The organism is Asticcacaulis sp. EMRT-3 (assembly GCF_030027245.1).
GTDB lineage: Bacteria > Pseudomonadota > Alphaproteobacteria > Caulobacterales > Caulobacteraceae > Asticcacaulis.
Genome location: NZ_JASERT010000001.1, coordinates 627812 through 646576 on the forward strand (window position 1 = coordinate 627812; position 18765 = coordinate 646576).

Here is an 18765-nt window from a genome sequence, read left to right on the forward strand (position 1 = left end):
GCTGGTCATTTCGTGCGCTGTATTATTAAGGGCGTCCACTGAAAACCCGGTAGTGACCTTCGCGGGCAGCAGCGATCATCTCCCGGTCGCCGCTGGTGTCGCCATAGGCGGCTTGCAATTCGAAAGCGTCCCCGAAGGCTTCGCGCAGGCGGCACATCTTTTCTTCGCCGCGGCAATTGGGGCCGTCGAGATCGGGCGTCAGCCGACCCTCGGCGGTAAAGCCAAGGCGGGTGCCGATAACGCGATCCGCGCCGATCAGCTTGCCGAACGGGCGCACCAGCAGGTCGGGCGAGGCGGTAACGATGACGCGCCTGATCTTAACGCCCCTGACATCTGCCGACTCATGGCCGCGCCACGTGGCCAGCGCATCCGGGCGAAACAGGTCCATGCCGGTGCGGGTAACGAAGGCGCCGATCAAGGTTTCGAGTTCGGCCTGCCGGATCGGCCCCAGCAGGTGAAACAACAGACGCGATTTGAGGGTGCCGCGGTCGCGCGTTTTCAGATAATCGAGGCCCAGCGAGGGTTGCAGCGCAAAGGCTGAGGCCACGCGCGCCCTGCCGCAGGTGGCCATGAGAAAAGCATTAAAGCTGTCCTTGCAGGTCAGGGTGCCGTCGAAATCGAAGGCGACGATCGGGCGGGAATCCGTAGCCGGAGCGGGGTTTGTACGGGTCATGAAAACTTCAAAATCTCGTTATAGCGCATGTGTCACTTTCAAACTGCCCGGCTTATCCCATATAAAGGTGGTTAAGCGAAGCTTCACGGAACTTGCGTGGTTGAGACGTGGTCTAAACTGTGCATAATCGCCATAATGTGAAGCTAATATGACGTGGACCTGTGCCAAAATCAGCCTTTCATTAAGGCTTGCGGGTTTAGGTTTGTGATATGTAAGGCGAAATGGGCCCGGTCTGCCGCGCACCTTTCGCCGATTGAGGATTGAAAGCCTATGACCAAAGCCGCTTCTGGCGACTCGAAAAGCACTCTGTATTGCTCCTTCTGCGGAAAGAGCCAGCATGAGGTGCGTAAGCTCATCGCCGGGCCGACCGTGTTCATCTGCGATGAGTGCGTCGAACTGTGCATGGACATTATCCGCGAGGAGCACAAGATCGCCTTCGTGAAATCGAAGGACGGCGTGCCGACTCCGAAGGAAATCCGCGAGGTTCTCGACGACTATGTCATCGGTCAGGGCCAGGCCAAGAAGGTGCTGTCGGTGGCGGTGCATAACCACTACAAGCGCCTCAACCATGCCCAGAAGGGCAATGATGTCGAACTGGCCAAGTCCAACATCATGCTGATCGGCCCCACCGGTTCGGGCAAGACCCTGCTGGCCCAGACCCTGGCGCGCATTATCGACGTGCCCTTCACCATGGCCGATGCCACCACCCTGACCGAAGCCGGTTATGTGGGTGAGGACGTTGAAAACATCATCCTCAAGCTGTTGCAGGCGGCGGATTATAATGTCGAACGCGCCCAGCGCGGTATCGTCTATATCGACGAGGTCGATAAGATTTCGCGTAAATCCGACAATCCTTCGATCACCCGCGATGTGTCGGGCGAGGGGGTACAGCAGGCGCTTCTGAAGATCATGGAAGGCACGGTCGCCTCCGTGCCGCCGCAAGGTGGCCGCAAGCATCCGCAGCAGGAATTTTTGCAGGTCGATACCACCAATATCCTGTTCATCTGCGGCGGCGCCTTTGCCGGTCTGGAAAAGATCATTTCCGGCCGTGGCAAGGGTTCCAGCATCGGTTTCGGCGCCACGGTGAAAGACCCGGAAGATCGCCGCACCGGCGAAGTGCTGCGCGCGGTTGAGCCTGATGACCTGATGAAGTTCGGCCTGATACCGGAGTTTATCGGCCGTCTGCCGGTTCTGGCGACGCTGGAAGACCTTGATGAGCATACGCTGGTCATGATTTTGACCCAGCCGAAGAACGCGCTGATCAAGCAGTATCAGCGCCTGTTCGAGATGGAAAACGTGACGCTTACCTTCACCGACGAGGCCTTGCTGGGCGTCGCCAAGAAGGCCATTGTGCGCAAGACCGGCGCGCGCGGCTTGCGCTCCATCCTCGAAGGCATCCTGCTCGACACCATGTACGAACTGCCGACCATGCAGGGCGTCGAGGAAGTGGTGATCAATGGCGAGGTGATCGAAGAACGCGCCCAGCCTTTGCTGATCTATGCTGAAAAGCGCAGCGGCGGCGCGGCTTAAAGCCACTCTGGCGGACTGCGAACCGTCATCTTGCTGCGAGCCGGTGCTCACGTACTTGAGTACGCTGCGCTCCGGTTCTCACAAGCTAACGCCTCTCGCCTCGCCATAGCGGCTCGGTTACGTAGTAATAAAAAAATGGCTCCGGTATTACCGGAGCCATTTTTTATTTAGGTGAAAAGCGGTAGTGGCTTCTGTTCCGGCGATTTTATCCTCCGCGGTTTTGGCCCCCGTTTTTGCGGAAGCAGAGCGCGCCCATGGACAGCTTCAAGCTGTTCGATCCACGCCTTCGCACCGATGGGCCTGCCGATCTGTTCGGCTTGCAGAAGACGCGACCAGCACTCGTCGTCAACGGGCGCGGATCTAACAAATTCTGCAAAGTCGGGGATGCGTGAAAGCGCCGGCTCTACCTGAACATAGGCCGTATCCTGACCCTGAATATGGGCCGCTGCGCTCGACCACGGCCAGTCCTGTGCGCGCTCGACAAGTCTGGCCTTGACGGGGTTGAGGGCCACATAGCGAAACGCGGCCAGCAGATGAGCCTCATCCATGGCCACGGAGCCAAACCGCCCCTGAAACAGATGACCTGTCCAGCGTTGCCGTGCGCCGATAAAGCCCGTATAGCGCCGGTGCGCTTCGCCTACGGCCCGCGCCAGACCCGTCTCGTCTATCGGCGTCAGAATGAAGTGAACATGATTAGGCATCAGGCAATAGACCAGGCAGGCAACATTATACCTCTTGAGTTGAGTGGCCATAAGATCGAGGTAAATCTGCTCGTCGCCCGGCTCGAGAAATATCCGCTCACGCCGATTGCCGCGTTGCGTTACATGGTGCGCCACCTCCGGTATAATCATTCGACCTAAACGCGCCATGTCCCCTCCGTTTAAGGTGCAATCTTATTGGGTAATTGGTATCGTGTCACCGTAATGCACACCGTAATGCAAATAATTTAGTAGGCCGTTCGCAAATGTTGACTGGGGGTCAGTTGTGACATTTCCCATTATTGGCCTCCGCCAAAGGAACTTTCTTCGAACAGATGATATAAATCAGACTTTTCACACGCTGATCCATTTGCAGAATAGCCTTTGTTAACTACGTAATTAACACCCTTCGCAAATACCTTATTTCCATTCCCCCGCAACTCTTGAGCGTATCCGATAACATTTGGAACGGAATTTGAAATATAACTAACAAAAAACAAATTATATTTATTTATGTCTAATTTTCCGCCATAAGTCCAAACTAGGCATGTCGTACTTGCATTTTTTCTTATTGGAATATCTTTAAATCCAGAATCATTACTAAGAACATGCTTCACATTATTGCATTCTGGTGAATTAATATTCGCTTCTTTAATTGTATATACTCCAGGAATTGCATCATCTCCTAAAACTCTTACTTCTATGTTTCCAATAGATCCGACGTATGCATCAATTTTACTAACAGGTAACACTTGAAATAAAGTTTCAGCTTCCTGTATTGCCCCAAAATTACTACCATTTTTATCCGGAACAAGAACTTCATTTGTTTCCAAAGGATTTTCCACCTTTTGCAAAACAAGTAAATTATCAATTTTTGGTATTGGTAGCAACCATCGCGCCCTACCATCCACTTCACATTGCGTTTGAAGATTCTCCACTTCTGAATGAAAGCTCACTGCAGTTGAAACGTCCGCAATCGGCGCACATCCGGATATCGTAAATACAGATAAACACCCAAATACCGATATACACACAGAAACCTTTTTCAAAAAAAGGATGTTATTTTCTTTCGAATTTCTTAGAAATTTCCATGCACATTCTATACTGATATTTTTTGTTCTATTTCTCACTTCTCTCTCCCAGCTTCATGCACGGCCCTGGCCACGGGTGACCACAGATAGTCGATGACGCGACGCTTTCCCGTGACCACTTCGAGCGTAGCGCTCATGCCTGCGGACAAAACAGCGCGATGACCACCGACCATCAGGTCCGACTGCGTAAGCTTTACACGTATGGGAAATACCAACCCCCTCTTGTCGTCCACCGTCGCATCCGGCGACACGTATTCGACAACCCCATGAAGCACACCGTAGCGTGTAAATGGAAATGCATCAAGCTGGCTGGCCTGGCACAAAACCAGCATCGGGATCAGGCGCAAGCCTTCGGTGTTTCGCCGATTATGACGAAGCTGAGTGCGCTTAAATCAGTCACTATTGAACTTCACCAAAGTGTCACCACATCTGTTGCAACGCCGCATAGTGGGTGAAAAGAGTGGACTTATCCCCTTTTTGTCATGGTTATGACGGCAAAACCGAAAAGACCCGGTTGAGCCTGTGCGCCCAAGGTTTAAGGTGAGCACATCCGGCGACTGAGTCTTGTAAGGCGGTCTTCCCGCCGCAAGGAGTATCGATGTTAGATGTTTTGACCATTCCCGTCTTGCCATTGCGCGATATTGTGGTGTTTCCGCATATGGTCGTGCCGTTGTTCGTCGGGCGGGAAAAGTCCGTTCAGGCGCTGGATGAGGTGATGAAGGGCGACAAGCAGATCCTGCTGGCCACCCAGAAAAATTCCGGCGATGACGATCCGGCCGCCGACGCCATCTATGAAATCGGTGTGCTGGCCAATGTGTTGCAGCTTCTGAAGCTGCCCGACGGCACGGTTAAGGTGCTGGTCGAAGGCAAGTCGCGCGCCCGTATCAAGCGCTTTGTCTCGACCGACGCCTATTATCAGGCCGAGGCCTATGTGCTGGAGCCGACCTCCAGCGCGGGGCCAGACGCCGAGGCGCTGGTGCGCGCGGTATCCGAGCAGTTCGAGAACTATATCAAGCTCAACAAGAAGATTCCGCCCGAATCCTTGAGCGCCATCGCCGAAATCCACGATGCTGATGTGCTAGCCGATTCGATCGCCGCCCATCTGGTGGTCAAGATCAGCGAAAAGCAGGCGCTACTGGAGCAACTGGGCGTGGCCAAACGCCTTGAGAAGATTTACGCCCTGATGGAGGGCGAAATCTCGGTCTTGCAGGTCGAGAAGAAGATCCGCTCGCGCGTCAAGCGCCAGATGGAGAAGACGCAGCGCGAATATTATCTGAATGAGCAGATGAAGGCCATTCAGCGCGAACTGGGCGAGCAGGACGAAGGCAAGGACGAGCTGGCCGATCTCGAAAAGAAGATCAAGGCCACCAAGCTTTCCAAGGAGGCCCGCACCAAGGCGATGGCCGAGCTGAACAAGCTGCGCCATATGAGCCCAATGTCGGCGGAAAGCACGGTTGTGCGCAACTATCTCGACTGGCTGCTGGCCATCCCCTGGGGCGCGGCCAAGACGAAGCCGATTGATCTGCAAAAGGCCGAGGATATTCTCGAAGCCGACCATTACGGTCTGGACAAGGTCAAGGAGCGCATTCTTGAGCATCTGGCCGTGCAAGCGCGCATGGGCACGCTGAAAGGCCCGATCCTGTGCCTTGTCGGGCCTCCGGGCGTCGGCAAGACCTCGCTCGGCAAGAGCATCGCCAAGGCGACCGGGCGCGAATTCGTGCGCATCAGCTTAGGCGGCGTGCGCGATGAGTCGGAAATCCGCGGTCACCGCCGCACCTATATTGGCTCGATGCCCGGCAAGATCATCCAGAACATGAAGAAGGTGAAATCGACCAATGCCTTCTTCCTGCTCGATGAAATCGACAAGATGGGCAATGACTGGCGCGGCGATCCGGCTTCGGCCCTGCTCGAAGTGCTGGATCCGGCGCAGAATTCGACCTTTGCCGACCATTATCTCGAAGTCGATTATGACCTGTCGAAGATCATGTTCGTCACCACGGCCAACAGCCTGAACATGTCGCAGCCCTTGCTCGACCGGATGGAGATCATCCGCATCCCCGGCTATACCGAGGATGAAAAGGTCGAAATCGCCAAGCGTCACGTCCTGCCGAATCTGATGAAGGAACACGGCCTGACCGAGGCGGAGTTCGTGGTGCCGGAAGCGGCGATCCGCGACATCATCCGCTATTACACGCGCGAGGCCGGCGTGCGTTCGCTGGAGCGCGAGTTGGGCAATCTGGCGCGCAAGACGATCCGTGATCTGGCGCGTGAAAAGGTGGCTTCGATCACCATCGATGATGAGCGTCTGGCCAAATATGCCGGTGTGAAGAAATATCACTACGGCGCGACCGACGAAACCGATCAGGTCGGTATCGTCACCGGTCTGGCCTGGACCGAATTCGGCGGTGACATCCTCACCATCGAAGCCATCAAAATGCCTGGCAAGGGCCTGATGAAGGTGACCGGCAATCTGAAGGAAGTGATGAAGGAATCCGTTTCGGCGGCCAATTCCTACGTCAAGGCTCTGGCACCGAAATTCGGTATCCTGCCGCCGGTTTTCGACAAGACCGATGTCCACGTCCACGTGCCCGAAGGCGCTACGCCCAAGGATGGCCCTTCGGCGGGCGTGGCGATGGCGGTGGCGATGGTGTCGGTGCTGACCGGCATTCCGGTCCGCAAGGATCTGGCCATGACGGGTGAAATCACCCTGAGGGGCCGCGTCCTGCCGATTGGCGGGCTGAAGGAAAAGCTGCTGGCGGCCCTGCGTTCCGGCATCAAGACCGTGCTGATCCCCAAGGAAAACGAGAAAGACCTCGTGGAACTGCCCGATAATGTCAAGGCTGGGCTGGAGATCATCCCGGTCGGTCTGGTTGAGGAAGCGCTCGGTCATGCCCTGACGCGGCCCCTGACGCCCGTGGACTGGATCGAACCGGTTATCGCCGCGACCGCAACGCCGGTGGATGACGCCGACAGTGCCACGGCGCATTAAGCCGGGGCCCAACACCGCTAAAGAAGCCCGCCGCATCCGTGGCGGGCTTTTTTGTGTGCGCCCGAATCAGGGCTGCGTTTTGTGGATTTGAGTCCTTATGGCGTAAGGAGCGGGTGGGTTTTGCGGCGAAATGGTCGTTTCAATATGAAACAAAAGCCGGCAAATATGTGCAAAAGGATCGAAAATAGGCGCAAACCCTTTAAAAAACACGGTTTGCAGCGCAGCAATCGCCATTTCTGTTTTGACCTTCCATAAATTTTGTAGTCTCTATCACGTTCACCCACTGACGACTCAAGGCATTGCCGGCGTGCAGAGGGGATGAGCTGAAGCGAACCACCCGATGCCGGGTAAGGGAGAGAAACTGATGACGAAAGCTGAACTCGTGGCCGCCATTGCCGATCAGGGCGGTCTGACGAAAGATCAAGCCAAGAAGGCCCTCGACGCCTTCACCGACAGCGTGGTCGGTGCCCTCAAAAAAGGCGACGACGTACGCCTTGTTGGCTTTGGCACCTTCCTGGCCGTCAAGCGCGAAGCTGGCACGGCCCGTAATCCGCGCACCGGTGAAACCGTGCAGCGCGCGGCCAGTGTCACGGCGCGTTTCCGCGTCGGTGAAGGCCTGAAGGGCGCGCTGAACAGCTAAGATCAGGCTGTGCAGACCATGATGTGTTGCTTTTCCGGCAGCGCCTCTTGGACGTCAAAAAGTTTTAGAGGCGTTTCTGTCAGGGCGATTTGTTGGCCCGAAGCGGAAACGCCTCTTGACTTATGGGGGGCAGGTTGGCACATCGTCCGCTCCCACCGCAAAGGGGGCGATTAGCTCAGCTGGCAGAGCGGCTCGTTTACACCGAGTAGGTCGGCGGTTCGATCCCGTCATCGCCCACCAACTATCTGATTCTATTGAACATTCTCAATATTTTCACGAAATTGACCCATCTTTTGACACCAAACTGGTTCACCAGACGGTCTTAGAACAGTCAAATTCACCATTAGAATCAAATACTAAGGCATGCAGATCGTGCCCCAGGGCGTGGTGTAATTGAGCGCTTGGCATCAATGACTTCCGGACAGGTCCAGGCTTTTATCAGTTTGCCACGGCGGGCATGCTGATAAGCGGATCATCGCTGAGTTGTGCGATGGTTTCAAGGGTAATGTAGCGCCCGCGCTGAACCGCCCATTCATCGTTCTGTTCGAGCAAGATGGCGCCGACCAGTCTGGTGATGGCATCGTCGTTTGGGAAGATGCCCACGACATCGCAGCGACGCTTGATTTCGCCATTGAGCCGTTCAATGGGGTTGGTTGAGTGCAGCTTGATGCGGTGTTCCTTCGGGAAGGTCATATAGGCCAGGACATCGTGCTCAGCCTCGTCCATGATCGTGGCCAGCTTTGGCATTTTGGGCCTGAGCTGGTCGGCGACGTTTCGCCATTGGGTACTCGCCGTTTCCGCCGTCTCCTGGGCGAAGGCCGTGCCGATGAAGGCAGAGACGACGCGTCGCCCGCTCTTGCCGGCATGGGCGCAGACATTGCGCATGAAGTGAACACGGCAGCGCTGCCAGGTGGCGTTGAGAACCTTGGAGACGGCACCCTTGATGCCGATGTGGGCATCAGAGACCACAAGTTTGACACCACGCAGGCCCCGGCGTGTCAGGTTGCGCAGGAACTCTGCCCAGATCGGTTCGGCTTCCGAGGTGCCGACCTCCATGCCCAGCACTTCACGCCTGCCGTCGCTGTTGACGCCAACGCAGATGATGACGGCGACCGAGACGATACGGCCGCCCCGGCGCACCTTCAGATACGTAGCGTCAATCCAGATGTATGGCCATTCCCCTTCAATGGGGCGGTTCAGGAAAGCCTTCACACGGTCATCGATCTCTTCGCACAGCCGACTGACCTGACTCTTGGAGATGCCGCTCATCCCCATCGCCTTGACCAAATCATCGACAGAGCGCGTCGAGATACCCTGAACGTAAGCCTCCTGGATCACAGCCGTCAGTGCCTTCTCGGCCATGCGCCTGGGCTCCAGGAAACCCGGGAAGTAACTGCCTTTACGAAGCTTCGGGATCCGAAGCTCGACCGTGCCTGCGCGTGTTTGGACTTGCCCGGAAAAAGTGGAGAGCGAACCGGGTTTTAGGCAGCCAGCTTGAGAGCGGTGCTCTCGAACTGGATGGGGCTCATATAGCCTAAGGCGGAATGCCTTCGGCGTGGGTTGTAGAAGCCGTCGATATATTGGGATATCTCGGCTTCTGCCTGCTGGCGGGATCTGTAGGCCGTCCGCCATATCAGCTCGGATTTGATGGTCTTGAACACCGTCTCGACCATCGCATTGTCATAACAGTTGCCCTTGCCCGACATGGACAGGATAAAGCCTCGGCCCGTCAAGAGCTTTTGGTAGGCCTCGGAACAATATTGGCTGCCGCGGTCGGAGTGGTGAATAACGCCACGCGGCGGTCTGCGTATGGCGATGGCGCGTTGCAGGGCATTGAGGGCAAGATCCTTCTTCAACCGGTCGCTGACCGACCAGCCGATAATCCGGCGGGAATAAAGATCGAGCACGATCGCCAGGTAAAGCCAACCCTCCGCCGTCCAGATATAGCTGATATCGACACCCCATTTCTGGTCAGGCGCTGACGCCTCAAAGTCCTGATCCAGAATATTGGGCGCCACAGGCCCGCCATGATGGCTGTCGGTCGTTTTCTTATAACGCCTTGTCTGCAAGGCCTTCAAACCGTTGTCGCGCATCAGACGGGCAACGCGATGGCGCCCGACCTCGACGCCGTCTTCCTGCAATTCGACCGTCATACGCGGGCTGCCATAGGTTTCATGCGACGTGGCGAACTGCGACCGGATATGCGCCAGAAGCACCAGGTCATCCTTCTGACGACGGCTGGGCGCACGGCCCTTCCAGGCGTAAAAGCCGCTCATGCTGACGCCGAACAGGGCGCAACTGCGGCGGACAGGAACGGTGGCCTTCTCCGCATCGATGACCCGAAATATCATTTCGTGGTCTCCCGCGCGAAGAAGGCGGCTGCTTTTTTTAGAAGGTCGCGCTCCTGGCGCAAAATCTCATTCTCTTTGCGAAGCCGCGCCAGCTCCTTGCTGACGTCTGAGTGCGGCCCCGACAAAAGATCGGCCTCCCGATGTTGCGTCAGCCAGCGCGTCAGCGTCGATTTTCCAATACCCAGATCTTCTGCAATTGCGGCAACAGATCGGCCACTCGTCTCAACAAGACGCACAGCCTCAGCACGGAACTCCGGCGTCACACCAGCATGGCGACCACGCCCGCCTAATGTCTTCTTCTCGTCCTTCATGGATCAAACTCCTAGCAAATTTTAGAAGTTCGCTCTCCACTTTTTTCGGGCAAGTCCATTTCGAAAATGGATCGCTATAATAACCCGTGGTGCTAAGCGTCAGTTCCGGGAAGAGTTTCTTGCCGTGTTTGCGGTGCTGGTCAGACACATAATCCAAAAATCCGAGTCCAATGAGCTTGGCGTGGATCGGCACGATCCGGCGGCTGCTCATCGTCTTAAGCTTCTTGTCGTCGCGCCCTCGAACGCATTCGGTGTTGACCGAGAAGCAGGCTATTCCGTCGATTTCTTTCACATCTTTAAGATCAAGCTGGCATATTTCGTTTAGTCGCATTCCACTGAACAACGCGATAAGTGGAATCCAGAAGCGACCACGCCGTGGCCGAGCCTGCCCCGGAATGTGGTAGCCAGCCTCGTCATCGCGACATCCCCGATAAAGTGGGGCGTTGAAAATGCGGGTCAGTTGCTCTGGGCTGAATGGGTGTCGTTTGTCACGGGGATGAACGTCATCTTTAACTTGTAGCCCCCGGAACGGATTGCGATCCACCAGTCCTTCGTTGATTGCGAAGTTCACCAACGTGGAAAGCTTGATGATGTAATCATTCACCGACTTTGGACTGAGAAGGGCATACCTACCAGTGCGCCCCTTCTCGGCGGCTTGCCGAAAATCCAAACGCGGAAAGCGCTTCTTTGCGTTTGACGGCACCCATTTTAACGTCGCGATGATGTCTCTGGCGGATTGTCGGTCATAGTCGGTGATGACCTTGTTCTTGCCTTGTACAGCCTCAGCCAATTCGACAGCATTCCAATAGCCCGACGCCGCTTTCTCTGACCGGTTCTTGGTGGGATCGGACAAGAAAACCTCGCAGACCTCTCGCAAAGTCTTGCCGGTAGGCTTGGGGACGAAGCTGGCAGGGGCGGGGGCTACTACCGGATCAGGAGCCGCAGCAGGCGGAGTAGGTCGTGTCCCAGCGAGTGGTGTAACTGGGTAAGAGCGTAGCGCATGGCTCGCCGCCCATTCAAAAGGGCAAAGCGAGCCTTAGCGTAGCGGGTTGGTCATCAGTGATTTTCGGATAGGTTTGGGTTGCGACACTCATTCCAGAACGAAAGAACACCGATGACCGACGATATGATGGCCCTGAAAGGGCTTGTTGAAAAGACCTCAGACAGCGATTTGTTGCGCGACATGATCAGCTTCACGGCTGAACGCTTGATGGCATTGGAAGTGAGCGGCATGACCGGTGCCGGCTACCATGAGAAAACCGGCGACCGGCTGGTCCAGCGCAACGGCTATCGTGACCGAGACTGGGAAACACGCGCAGGCACGGTCGAGCTTCGGATCCCGAAGCTTCGTAAAGGCAGTTACTTCCCGGGTTTCCTGGAGCCCAGGCGCATGGCCGAGAAGGCACTGACGGCTGTGATCCAGGAGGCTTACGTTCAGGGTATCTCGACGCGCTCTGTCGATGATCTGGTCAAGGCGATGGGGATGAGCGGCATCTCCAAGAGTCAGGTCAGTCGGCTGTGCGAAGAGATCGATGACCGTGTGAAGGCTTTCCTGAACCGCCCCATTGAAGGGGAATGGCCATACATCTGGATTGACGCTACGTATCTGAAGGTGCGCCGGGGCGGCCGTATCGTCTCGGTCGCCGTCATCATCTGCGTTGGCGTCAACAGCGACGGCAGGCGTGAAGTGCTGGGCATGGAGGTCGGCACCTCGGAAGCCGAACCGATCTGGGCAGAGTTCCTGCGCAACCTGACACGCCGGGGCCTGCGTGGTGTCAAACTTGTGGTCTCTGATGCCCACATCGGGATCAAGGGTGCCGTCTCCAAGGTTCTCAACGCCACCTGGCAGCGCTGCCGTGTTCACTTCATGCGCAATGTCTGCGCCCATGCCGGCAAGAGCGGGCGACGCGTCGTCTCTGCCTTCATCGGCACGGCCTTCGCCCAGGAGACGGCGGAAACGGCGAGTACCCAATGGCGAAACGTCGCCGACCAGCTCAGGCCCAAAATGCCAAAGCTGGCCACGATCATGGACGAGGCTGAGCACGATGTCCTGGCCTATATGACCTTCCCGAAGGAACACCGCATCAAGCTGCACTCAACCAACCCCATTGAACGGCTCAATGGCGAAATCAAGCGTCGCTGCGATGTCGTGGGCATCTTCCCAAACGACGATGCCATCACCAGACTGGTCGGCGCCATCCTGCTCGAACAAAATGACGAATGGGCGGTTCAGCGCGGACGCTACATTACCCTTGAAACCATCGCACAACTCAGCGATGATCCACTTCTCAGCATGCCAGCCGTGGCAAACTGAGCGAAACCCGGACCTGTCCGGAAGTCATTGATGCCAAGCGCTCAATTACACCACGCCCTGGGGCACGATCCAGAATCGGTACAAAAAATCGGTACAGCAGAAAGGCTGTTAGTTGTTGATTCTAATGATGAATTTTGACATTTCGGATCATCGAATTGGAACACTTCACCAGCACAACAGTCGAGATTATGGACTGAGAGCGTTGGGTATGGATGATTAAAACCGTTAAAAAGCAACGGTTTGAGATCATGGATTTCGATTGTTGGGGGGAAATGGTGGACGTGACAGGGATTGAACCTGTGACCCTTCGCGTGTGAAGCGAATGCTCTCCCGCTGAGCTACACGTCCGTACCAATTTCGCGGGCCATTCCACAGAAACCGGAATGGCGGCGGGGAGGCGTGCTATTAGCGTGGCGGGCCTGCGCTGGCAAGACGGAATTTCAGGAAATTGTGGAAACCAGCCGCGCCACGGCGGCGGGCAGGTCGCGGAAATGGTCGAGCAGGGCGTCGGGCCGCAGTTCAGCCAGCGGGCGTTCGCTATAGCCATGCGTGAAGAGGATCGACGGCACCTTGGCGTTGCGCGCCGTCATATGGTCGGTTTCGGAATCGCCGATCATGATGACACGGTTCATATCACCGCCCATTTCGCTGACAGCGGCGATCAGGTGATCGGGTGAGGGCTTCTTGTTGGGCACGGTGTCGGCCCCTTTGATGGCACCGAAGCGACCGGCCAGTCCCATGCGCGTCAGCAGCTCAACTGCCAGATAGGTGTGCTTATTGGTGCAGACACAAAAACGCGCGCCCGCGGCTTCCAGCGCGTCGAGCGCCGCTTCCATGCCGTCATAGGGCCGGGTCAGTTCGTCGATATGGCGCTCATAATGCTTAAGCATCAGCTCTAACAGCGGCCCCTCTTGTTCGGGGGCCAGAGGCGCACCGGCCAGGGCGAAGGCGCGGCGCAACAACTCCATCGCGCCCCGGCCGATCAGCGGGCGGGCATCGTCGAGTTTATAGGGTTCGACGCCCTGTTCGTGCAGCACCTTGTTGAGCGCGCTGATAATGTCGGGGGCGCTGTCCACCAGCGTGCCGTCCAGATCGAAGGCGAGACTATAGCCGCTCAGGTTCATTTTTGTCGAAACTTTCAAGTTTGCCATCGAATTCATGTTCCGTTTGGGCTAAATCGGCCTGTCCCGCAACCCAAAGAGTCGCAGTCATGGCCGAAAAACCCGCTTCCGCTCGCGCCGCCGTTATCCTCGCCGCCGGGCAGGGCACGCGCATGAAGTCGCCCCTGCCCAAGGTGCTGCATAAGATCGGCGGACGCACCATGCTCGACCGGGCCATTGACGCAGCGCTGGATGTGGGTTGCGAGCGCGTCATCGTGGTGGTGGGCACGCATAGTCCTGAGGTGCGCGCCGTCGCCGAAAAGCGCGTCGGTTCCGCCAATATCGTCACCCAGGATCCGCCGCAGGGCACCGGCCATGCCGTCAGTGTGGCCAAGGCCGCCCTGGCCGATTTCGACGGCAGCGTGATCATCACCTATGCCGACTCGCCGCTGATGGCGCGCAAGGTGCTGGAGCCGGTGTTTGCGCTCAATGAACGCGCCGATCTGGCCGTGCTGGGCTTTAACGCCGCCGATCCTTCGGCCTATGGCCGCCTGATCCTCGATGGCGACGGGCTGGAGGCGATTGTCGAAGCGCGCGAATGCACGCCGGAGCAACTGGCCATCACCGCTTGCAATTCCGGCGTCATCGCCTGCGACCGGGCGCTGTTGTTTGAACTGCTGGCCGGGGTCGGCAACGACAATTCCAAGGGCGAATACTACCTGACCGACATTGTCGGCATCGCCCGTCATCGCGGCCTGTTGCCGCGCGTCTGTTTTGCGCAGGAAAACGAGGTGCTGGGGGCAAATTCACAGGCCGAACTGGCGGTGATCGAGCGCGTCTGGCAGGACGGTGTGCGCCGTGGTTTTATGGACAATGGCGTCCATATGCCCGCGCCGGAAACGGTTTTCTTTGGCTGGGATACGCAGATTGCGCCCGGTGTGGTGATCGAGCCCCATGTGGTGTTTGGCGAAGGCGTTACGGTGGCCACAGGCGCGGTGATCCGGGCCTTTTCGCATCTCGAAGGCGCAAAAGTGGGCGAAGGCGCGCTGATCGGTCCCTATGCCCGTCTGCGCCCCGGTGCGGACATAGGCCGTGACGCGCATATCGGTAATTTCGTCGAGGTCAAGAATGTGACGATCGGCGCGGGGGCCAAGGCCAATCATCTCAGCTATCTCGGCGATGGCGAGGTGGGGGCGGGCTCCAATATCGGCGCGGGCACCATTTTCTGCAATTATGACGGCTATTTCAAATACCGGACGATCATTGGTGAAAACGCTTTTATCGGCTCGAACACGGCGCTGGTGGCGCCGGTGACGGTGGGGGCGGGGGCCATGACCGGTTCGGGTTCGGTGATCACGCGCGATGTGACGCCGGGGGCGCTGGCTTTTGAACGCGCCGATCAGATCGAAAAGCTGGACTGGGCCACGAATTTCCGTGCTCGTAAGGCGGCGGAAAAAGCGACCCGCGCTCAAAAAGCGAAGCGTTAGCGCAAGGAAACTGCAAATGACCATGTCGGCGGATGAACAAAAAAAAGCCGTGGGCGAAGCGGCGCTTCAATATGTCAAAGATGGCATGAAGGTCGGACTGGGCACCGGCTCGACGGCGGCCTGGTTCGTCAAGGCCATTGCGGCGGCGGTGCAGGCCGGTATGAAGCTGACGCTGGTTTCCACCTCGGTGCAGACCACGCAACTGGCCCAGAGCCTTGGTCTGGCCATCAAAGACATCAATGAGGTCGGGATGCTCGATGTCTGCGTCGATGGCGCTGATGAGGTCGGGCCGGGCCTGGCCCTGATCAAGGGGGGGGGCGGCGCTCTGTTGCGCGAAAAGCTGATCTGGGAACAGGCGAAGACCTGCGTGGTCATTGCCGATGCCGGTAAGGTGGTCGAGATGCTCGGCAAGTTCCCCCTGCCGGTCGAGGTTGAGCCATTCGCCTGGAAGGGCACGGTCAATCGCATCACCGATGTGCTGGCCGAGTTCGACATCACCATGATGCCGGTTATGCGCAAAAAGGAGGGGGAGGGCTTCATAACCGATGGCGGTAATCTTATATTCGATATTGCCTGCGGGCGCATCGAAGACCCGGCCGGACTGGCTCACGCGCTGAAATCAGTGACGGGTGTGGTCGATCACGGCTTCTTCCTCGATCTGGCCGAGGTGGCCTTGATCGGTACGGAGACGGGCGTGAACACGCTGGAGCCGTAAGACTTTGAACCACGGAAAACACGGAAAACACGGATTTGAGGCTTTTTTCTCGAACGGATCCTGTCTTTCCGTACTTTCGGTGTTTTCCGTGGTTAAAAACAATAAAGGCGCTGCCGCGCCCGGAGTAACACATGACCAAGTACGATTATGATCTGTTCGTCATCGGCGCAGGCTCCGGTGGGGTAAGGGCGGCGCGTCTGGCGGCGCAACTCGGCAAGAAGGTGGCCGTGGCCGAGGAAGACCGCCCCGGCGGCACCTGCGTGCTGCGCGGCTGCGTGCCGAAAAAGTTCATGGTCTATGCCTCGGAAGTGACCGAGCAGATCGCTGAGGCGCGCGGGCTGGGCTGGGATGCGCACAGCGGCACCTTCGACTGGAACAGCTTCCGCGACCGCAGTCAGGCCGAACTGACGCGGCTGTCGCAGATCTATTCGGCCAATCTGGTCAAGGCCGGTGTCGAGATCGTCAATGCCCATGCCGCCTTTGCGGACGCCCACACCCTGATCCTGACCACCAAGGCGGGTGGCCAGCGCAGGGTGACTGCCGAAACCATCCTGATTGCGACAGGTGGCTGGCCCTTCCTGCCGCAGCATTGCCCCGGCGTGGCCGAGCATGGCCTGACCTCGAACGATATGTTCCTGTTGCCGGAATTGCCGAAAAGCCTCGTCATCGTCGGTGGCGGCTATATTGCGGTTGAGTTCGCTGGCATCATGCACGGGCTGGGCGTCGATGTGACCCTGCTTTATCGCGGTCAGAAAATCCTGCGCGGCTTCGATGACGATGTGCGCGATCATCTGGCCAATGAAATGGCTCTGCGCGGCGTGAAAATCCGCACCCAGCTCGATCCGGTGGCCCTGCGTCTCGATGACGGGGGCCGCACCATCCTGTCGCTCAATGACGGCAGCGAAATGACAGCCGACAAGGTGCTGTACGCTTCAGGCCGCAAGCCGAAGACCGAGGGGCTCAATCTCGAAGCCATTGGCATCACGCCCGATGCGCATGGCGCCATTCCGGTTGATCCGTTTTCGCGCACCGAACTTGCTCATATCTACGCCATCGGTGATGTGACCAACCGGATGAATCTGACGCCGGTAGCGATCCGCGAAGGCGTGGCCTTTGTCGAGACGGTCTATAAGGACAACCCGACCGCTTTCGATCATGAAAACATCCCGACGGCGGTGTTTTCGCAGCCGCAGATCGGTACGGTGGGCCTGACGGAAGCCGAAGCTGTCGAGAAGGCCATTGCCTTTGATGTGTACACGGCGCGCTTCAAACCGATGAAGACGGCCTTTATTGGCGGGGACAGCCGCATCTTCATGAAGCTGATCGTCGAACAGAAAAGCGATGTCGTACTGGGCGTGCATATGGTGGGCGGCGATGCGGGCGAAATCATCCAGTTGGCCGGGGTGGCCGTCAAGGCCAGGCTGACCAAGGCGCAATGGGACGCCACCTGCGCCGTTCATCCGACGGCGGCTGAAGAGTTAGTAACATTGAAGGATAAGCGCGCATGAGCGGGTATGAGGGGGGAGGCGAAGTGGCCGTTGCAGACGGTCTGTGGCCGCGTTTTCGTGAAGCCTATACGCCCTGGGTGCTGAAGATCGGCTTCGCGTTTCTGCTGCTTTTTGCCTTCTTCGCGCCTGACCATATCGCCGCCCTGATCTTTCTGATCGGGGTCTTTCTGCTCGGCTATCTGCGCCATCTGCGCGCCATGATCGTGCCGGCCGTTCTGACGGCGCTGATCCTGCTGATGGCGTTTGCGCGTTCGGATTTCGTCGACTTTCTGCGTCAGGGCATGAGTCTCGGCGCAGCCTACACCAGATCGGTGCGTTATTTTCAGGCCCCGATGGTGGAATGGTTTGTCGGCTGGGCGGTGATCCTGGCGGCCTTCCGGCTGAAAGGGCGGCAGGCGGCGGATGTCATGACCTGGCTTTACTGGGCTTTCGCGGGCCTGACCGTTTTGCAACTGCTCGACGGGGTCAGTCTGATGAGCCTGCGCAACAGCATCAACAACGCCTTTTTCGGCGGCCATCGCCCCGAAATGGTGGTGGTGCTGGTGTCCAATTCCAATACGATTCTGACCATGCTGTTCTGGCCGCTGGCCTATTATCTGGTGGCGCGGCGGCGCTTCCTGCTGCTCTGGGCAGCGGCCCTGACGGTTCTCGGCGTGGCGGTGGTGGTCGATACCAATGCACAGGTCTTGGCCATGGCGGCGGGTTTTATTGTTTTCATGGCGGCGCGCCACTGGCCAGCCGGTCTGGACAAGAGCGGCGTGCGGCCGGAGCGCGTTCTGGCAGTTTTGTCCGCCGTGGCCGCGCTGGGCTTTCCGCCGCTGGTACTGTGGTTGATGCGTTCGGGGCTGGCGCTGAAGATCAAGACCGACCTCTTGCCCTCATGGGCGGCGCGCATCGACATCTGGAGCTTCGCTGTGACGAAAGCGCTGGAAAAGCCGGTCTGGGGCTGGGGATTTGAATCCTCGCGTAACTTTTCACCGATGATCCCCGATCATCCGCATAATATGTCGTTGCAGGCCTGGCTCGAATTGGGCGTACCGGGTCTGATCCTGCTGTCGGTTTTTTGGTTCAGCGTCTTCTGGTCGCTGAAGGGGACGGGCAGGGTGGTCGCACGTGAGAAGGGCTTGACGGCGTTGACGGAAGAGGCTGCCGCACCAGAGCCGGTCAGTGACACGCGGCCCTACTGGCTGGCCACGGCCACGGCCTTTTATCTGGTTAATACGGTCAGTTTCGGCCTGTGGCGCGACTGGTTCTATTGTCTGGGAGCTTTTGCGGTCACTGCTGCTTTTCTGGCCGAACGCGCGGTGCGCCACGTCCGCGATGAGACGTAAGGTTGCAAATTTAACAACAGTGTGCGG

At 57.7% G+C, this 18765-nt stretch carries 15 protein-coding genes, 2 tRNA genes and 1 pseudogene; 9 read left to right on the forward strand and 9 right to left on the reverse strand.

Annotation, left to right across the window (positions count from 1 at the left end; all coding sequences use genetic code 11):
• Positions 1–25 precede the first annotated feature (25 nt).
• Positions 26–673, reverse strand: a complete 648-nt coding sequence (locus QB905_RS03065; RefSeq protein ID WP_282973098.1) for an HAD-IB family phosphatase — start codon at positions 671–673, stop codon at positions 26–28.
• A 270-nt stretch (positions 674–943) separates the two neighbouring features.
• On the opposite strand from QB905_RS03065, the gene clpX reads away from it, so the two are divergent.
• On the forward strand, positions 944–2203 hold the full coding sequence (gene clpX / locus QB905_RS03070; RefSeq protein ID WP_282973099.1) for an ATP-dependent Clp protease ATP-binding subunit ClpX: 1260 nt from the start codon (positions 944–946) through the stop codon (positions 2201–2203).
• 167 nt (positions 2204–2370) lie between these two features.
• Here the strand turns inward: clpX and QB905_RS03075 are convergent, their stop codons facing one another.
• From QB905_RS03075 to QB905_RS03085, 3 genes are all read right to left on the reverse strand, one after another.
• Positions 2371–3072 carry a transposase gene (locus QB905_RS03075; protein ID WP_282973100.1) on the reverse strand — a complete coding sequence of 234 codons (702 nt, stop codon included), beginning with the start codon at positions 3070–3072 and terminating at the stop codon, positions 2371–2373.
• Positions 3073–3200: 128 nt separating this feature from the next.
• The gene (locus QB905_RS03080; RefSeq protein ID WP_282973101.1) at positions 3201–4031 is read right to left on the reverse strand and encodes a hypothetical protein; all 831 of its coding nucleotides are present in this window, start codon (positions 4029–4031) and stop codon (positions 3201–3203) included.
• On the reverse strand, positions 4028–4339 hold the full coding sequence (locus QB905_RS03085; protein WP_282973102.1) for a hypothetical protein: 312 nt from the start codon (positions 4337–4339) through the stop codon (positions 4028–4030). Before QB905_RS03085 ends, QB905_RS03080 begins: the two co-directional genes overlap by 4 nt.
• Positions 4340–4590: 251 nt before the next feature.
• Here QB905_RS03085 and lon point away from each other — a divergent pair, with 251 nt between their 5' ends.
• The 3 genes from lon to QB905_RS03100 all read left to right on the forward strand — a co-directional run bounded on the left by lon (position 4591) and on the right by QB905_RS03100 (position 7861).
• On the forward strand, positions 4591–6981 hold the full coding sequence (gene lon, locus QB905_RS03090; protein ID WP_282973103.1) for an endopeptidase La: 2391 nt from the start codon (positions 4591–4593) through the stop codon (positions 6979–6981).
• A gap of 361 nt (positions 6982–7342) precedes the next feature.
• Positions 7343–7621 (forward strand): HU family DNA-binding protein, encoded by a 279-nt coding sequence (locus QB905_RS03095; protein WP_282975561.1) that lies wholly within the window; start codon positions 7343–7345, stop codon positions 7619–7621.
• Between the two features lie 164 nt (positions 7622–7785).
• Positions 7786–7861, forward strand: a tRNA-Val gene (locus tag QB905_RS03100).
• A 198-nt stretch (positions 7862–8059) separates the two neighbouring features.
• Here the strand turns inward: QB905_RS03100 and QB905_RS03105 are convergent.
• From QB905_RS03105 to QB905_RS03115, 3 genes and pseudogenes are all read right to left on the reverse strand, one after another.
• Positions 8060–9067 (reverse strand): annotated as a pseudogene (locus tag QB905_RS03105) (IS256 family transposase); the annotation flags it as partial.
• A gap of 35 nt (positions 9068–9102) precedes the next feature.
• Positions 9103–10283 (reverse strand): IS3 family transposase gene (locus tag QB905_RS03110; protein ID WP_282973104.1). Its coding sequence is split into 2 segments (ribosomal slippage): positions 9103–9989 and positions 9989–10283, totalling 1182 coding nucleotides; the frame shifts between segments, so codons are not numbered across the junction.
• On the reverse strand, positions 10213–11136 hold the full coding sequence (locus QB905_RS03115) for a site-specific integrase (RefSeq protein ID WP_282973105.1): 924 nt from the start codon (positions 11134–11136) through the stop codon (positions 10213–10215). Before QB905_RS03115 ends, QB905_RS03110 begins: the two co-directional genes overlap by 71 nt.
• Positions 11137–11397: 261 nt before the next feature.
• Between QB905_RS03115 and QB905_RS03120 the strand changes: the two genes are divergently transcribed.
• The gene (locus QB905_RS03120; RefSeq protein WP_282973106.1) at positions 11398–12597 is read left to right on the forward strand and encodes an IS256 family transposase; all 1200 of its coding nucleotides are present in this window, start codon (positions 11398–11400) and stop codon (positions 12595–12597) included.
• A 273-nt stretch (positions 12598–12870) separates the two neighbouring features.
• Here QB905_RS03120 and QB905_RS03125 read toward each other — a convergent pair.
• Positions 12871–12945, reverse strand: a tRNA-Val gene (locus QB905_RS03125).
• A 92-nt stretch (positions 12946–13037) separates the two neighbouring features.
• Complete coding sequence (gene gph / locus QB905_RS03130) at positions 13038–13748, reverse strand: phosphoglycolate phosphatase (RefSeq protein ID WP_282973107.1); 711 nt, start codon at positions 13746–13748, stop codon at positions 13038–13040.
• 59 nt (positions 13749–13807) lie between these two features.
• On the opposite strand from gph, the gene glmU reads away from it, so the two are divergent.
• From glmU to QB905_RS03150, 4 genes are all read left to right on the forward strand, one after another.
• Complete coding sequence (gene glmU / locus QB905_RS03135; protein WP_282973108.1) at positions 13808–15184, forward strand: bifunctional UDP-N-acetylglucosamine diphosphorylase/glucosamine-1-phosphate N-acetyltransferase GlmU; 1377 nt, start codon at positions 13808–13810, stop codon at positions 15182–15184.
• Between the two features lie 22 nt (positions 15185–15206).
• Entirely contained in the window at positions 15207–15899 is a 693-nt protein-coding gene (gene rpiA, locus QB905_RS03140) for a ribose-5-phosphate isomerase RpiA (RefSeq protein ID WP_282975562.1), read from the forward strand.
• A gap of 131 nt (positions 15900–16030) precedes the next feature.
• Positions 16031–17407 carry a glutathione-disulfide reductase gene (gor, locus tag QB905_RS03145; RefSeq protein WP_282973109.1) on the forward strand — a complete coding sequence of 459 codons (1377 nt, stop codon included), beginning with the start codon at positions 16031–16033 and terminating at the stop codon, positions 17405–17407.
• Positions 17404–18738, forward strand: coding sequence for an O-antigen ligase family protein (locus QB905_RS03150; RefSeq protein ID WP_282973110.1), 1335 nt, complete (start codon positions 17404–17406; stop codon positions 18736–18738). The genes gor and QB905_RS03150 overlap by 4 nt, the downstream gene beginning before the upstream one ends.
• Positions 18739–18765 lie beyond the last annotated feature (27 nt).

Bases quoted from the DNA above. Each gene is read 5' to 3' on its own strand.
- QB905_RS03065 (WP_282973098.1), bottom strand. From the start codon at position 673: ATGACCCGTACAAACCCCGCTCCGGCTACGGATTCCCGCCCGATCGTC.
- clpX (WP_282973099.1), top strand. From the start codon at position 944: ATGACCAAAGCCGCTTCTGGCGACTCGAAAAGCACTCTGTATTGCTCC.
- QB905_RS03075 (WP_282973100.1), bottom strand. From the start codon at position 3,072: ATGGCGCGTTTAGGTCGAATGATTATACCGGAGGTGGCGCACCATGTA.
- lon (WP_282973103.1), top strand. From the start codon at position 4,591: ATGTTAGATGTTTTGACCATTCCCGTCTTGCCATTGCGCGATATTGTG.
- QB905_RS03120 (WP_282973106.1), top strand. From the start codon at position 11,398: ATGACCGACGATATGATGGCCCTGAAAGGGCTTGTTGAAAAGACCTCA.
- gph (WP_282973107.1), bottom strand. From the start codon at position 13,748: ATGGCAAACTTGAAAGTTTCGACAAAAATGAACCTGAGCGGCTATAGT.
- glmU (WP_282973108.1), top strand. From the start codon at position 13,808: ATGGCCGAAAAACCCGCTTCCGCTCGCGCCGCCGTTATCCTCGCCGCC.
- rpiA (WP_282975562.1), top strand. From the start codon at position 15,207: ATGTCGGCGGATGAACAAAAAAAAGCCGTGGGCGAAGCGGCGCTTCAA.
- gor (WP_282973109.1), top strand. From the start codon at position 16,031: ATGACCAAGTACGATTATGATCTGTTCGTCATCGGCGCAGGCTCCGGT.
- QB905_RS03150 (WP_282973110.1), top strand. From the start codon at position 17,404: ATGAGCGGGTATGAGGGGGGAGGCGAAGTGGCCGTTGCAGACGGTCTG.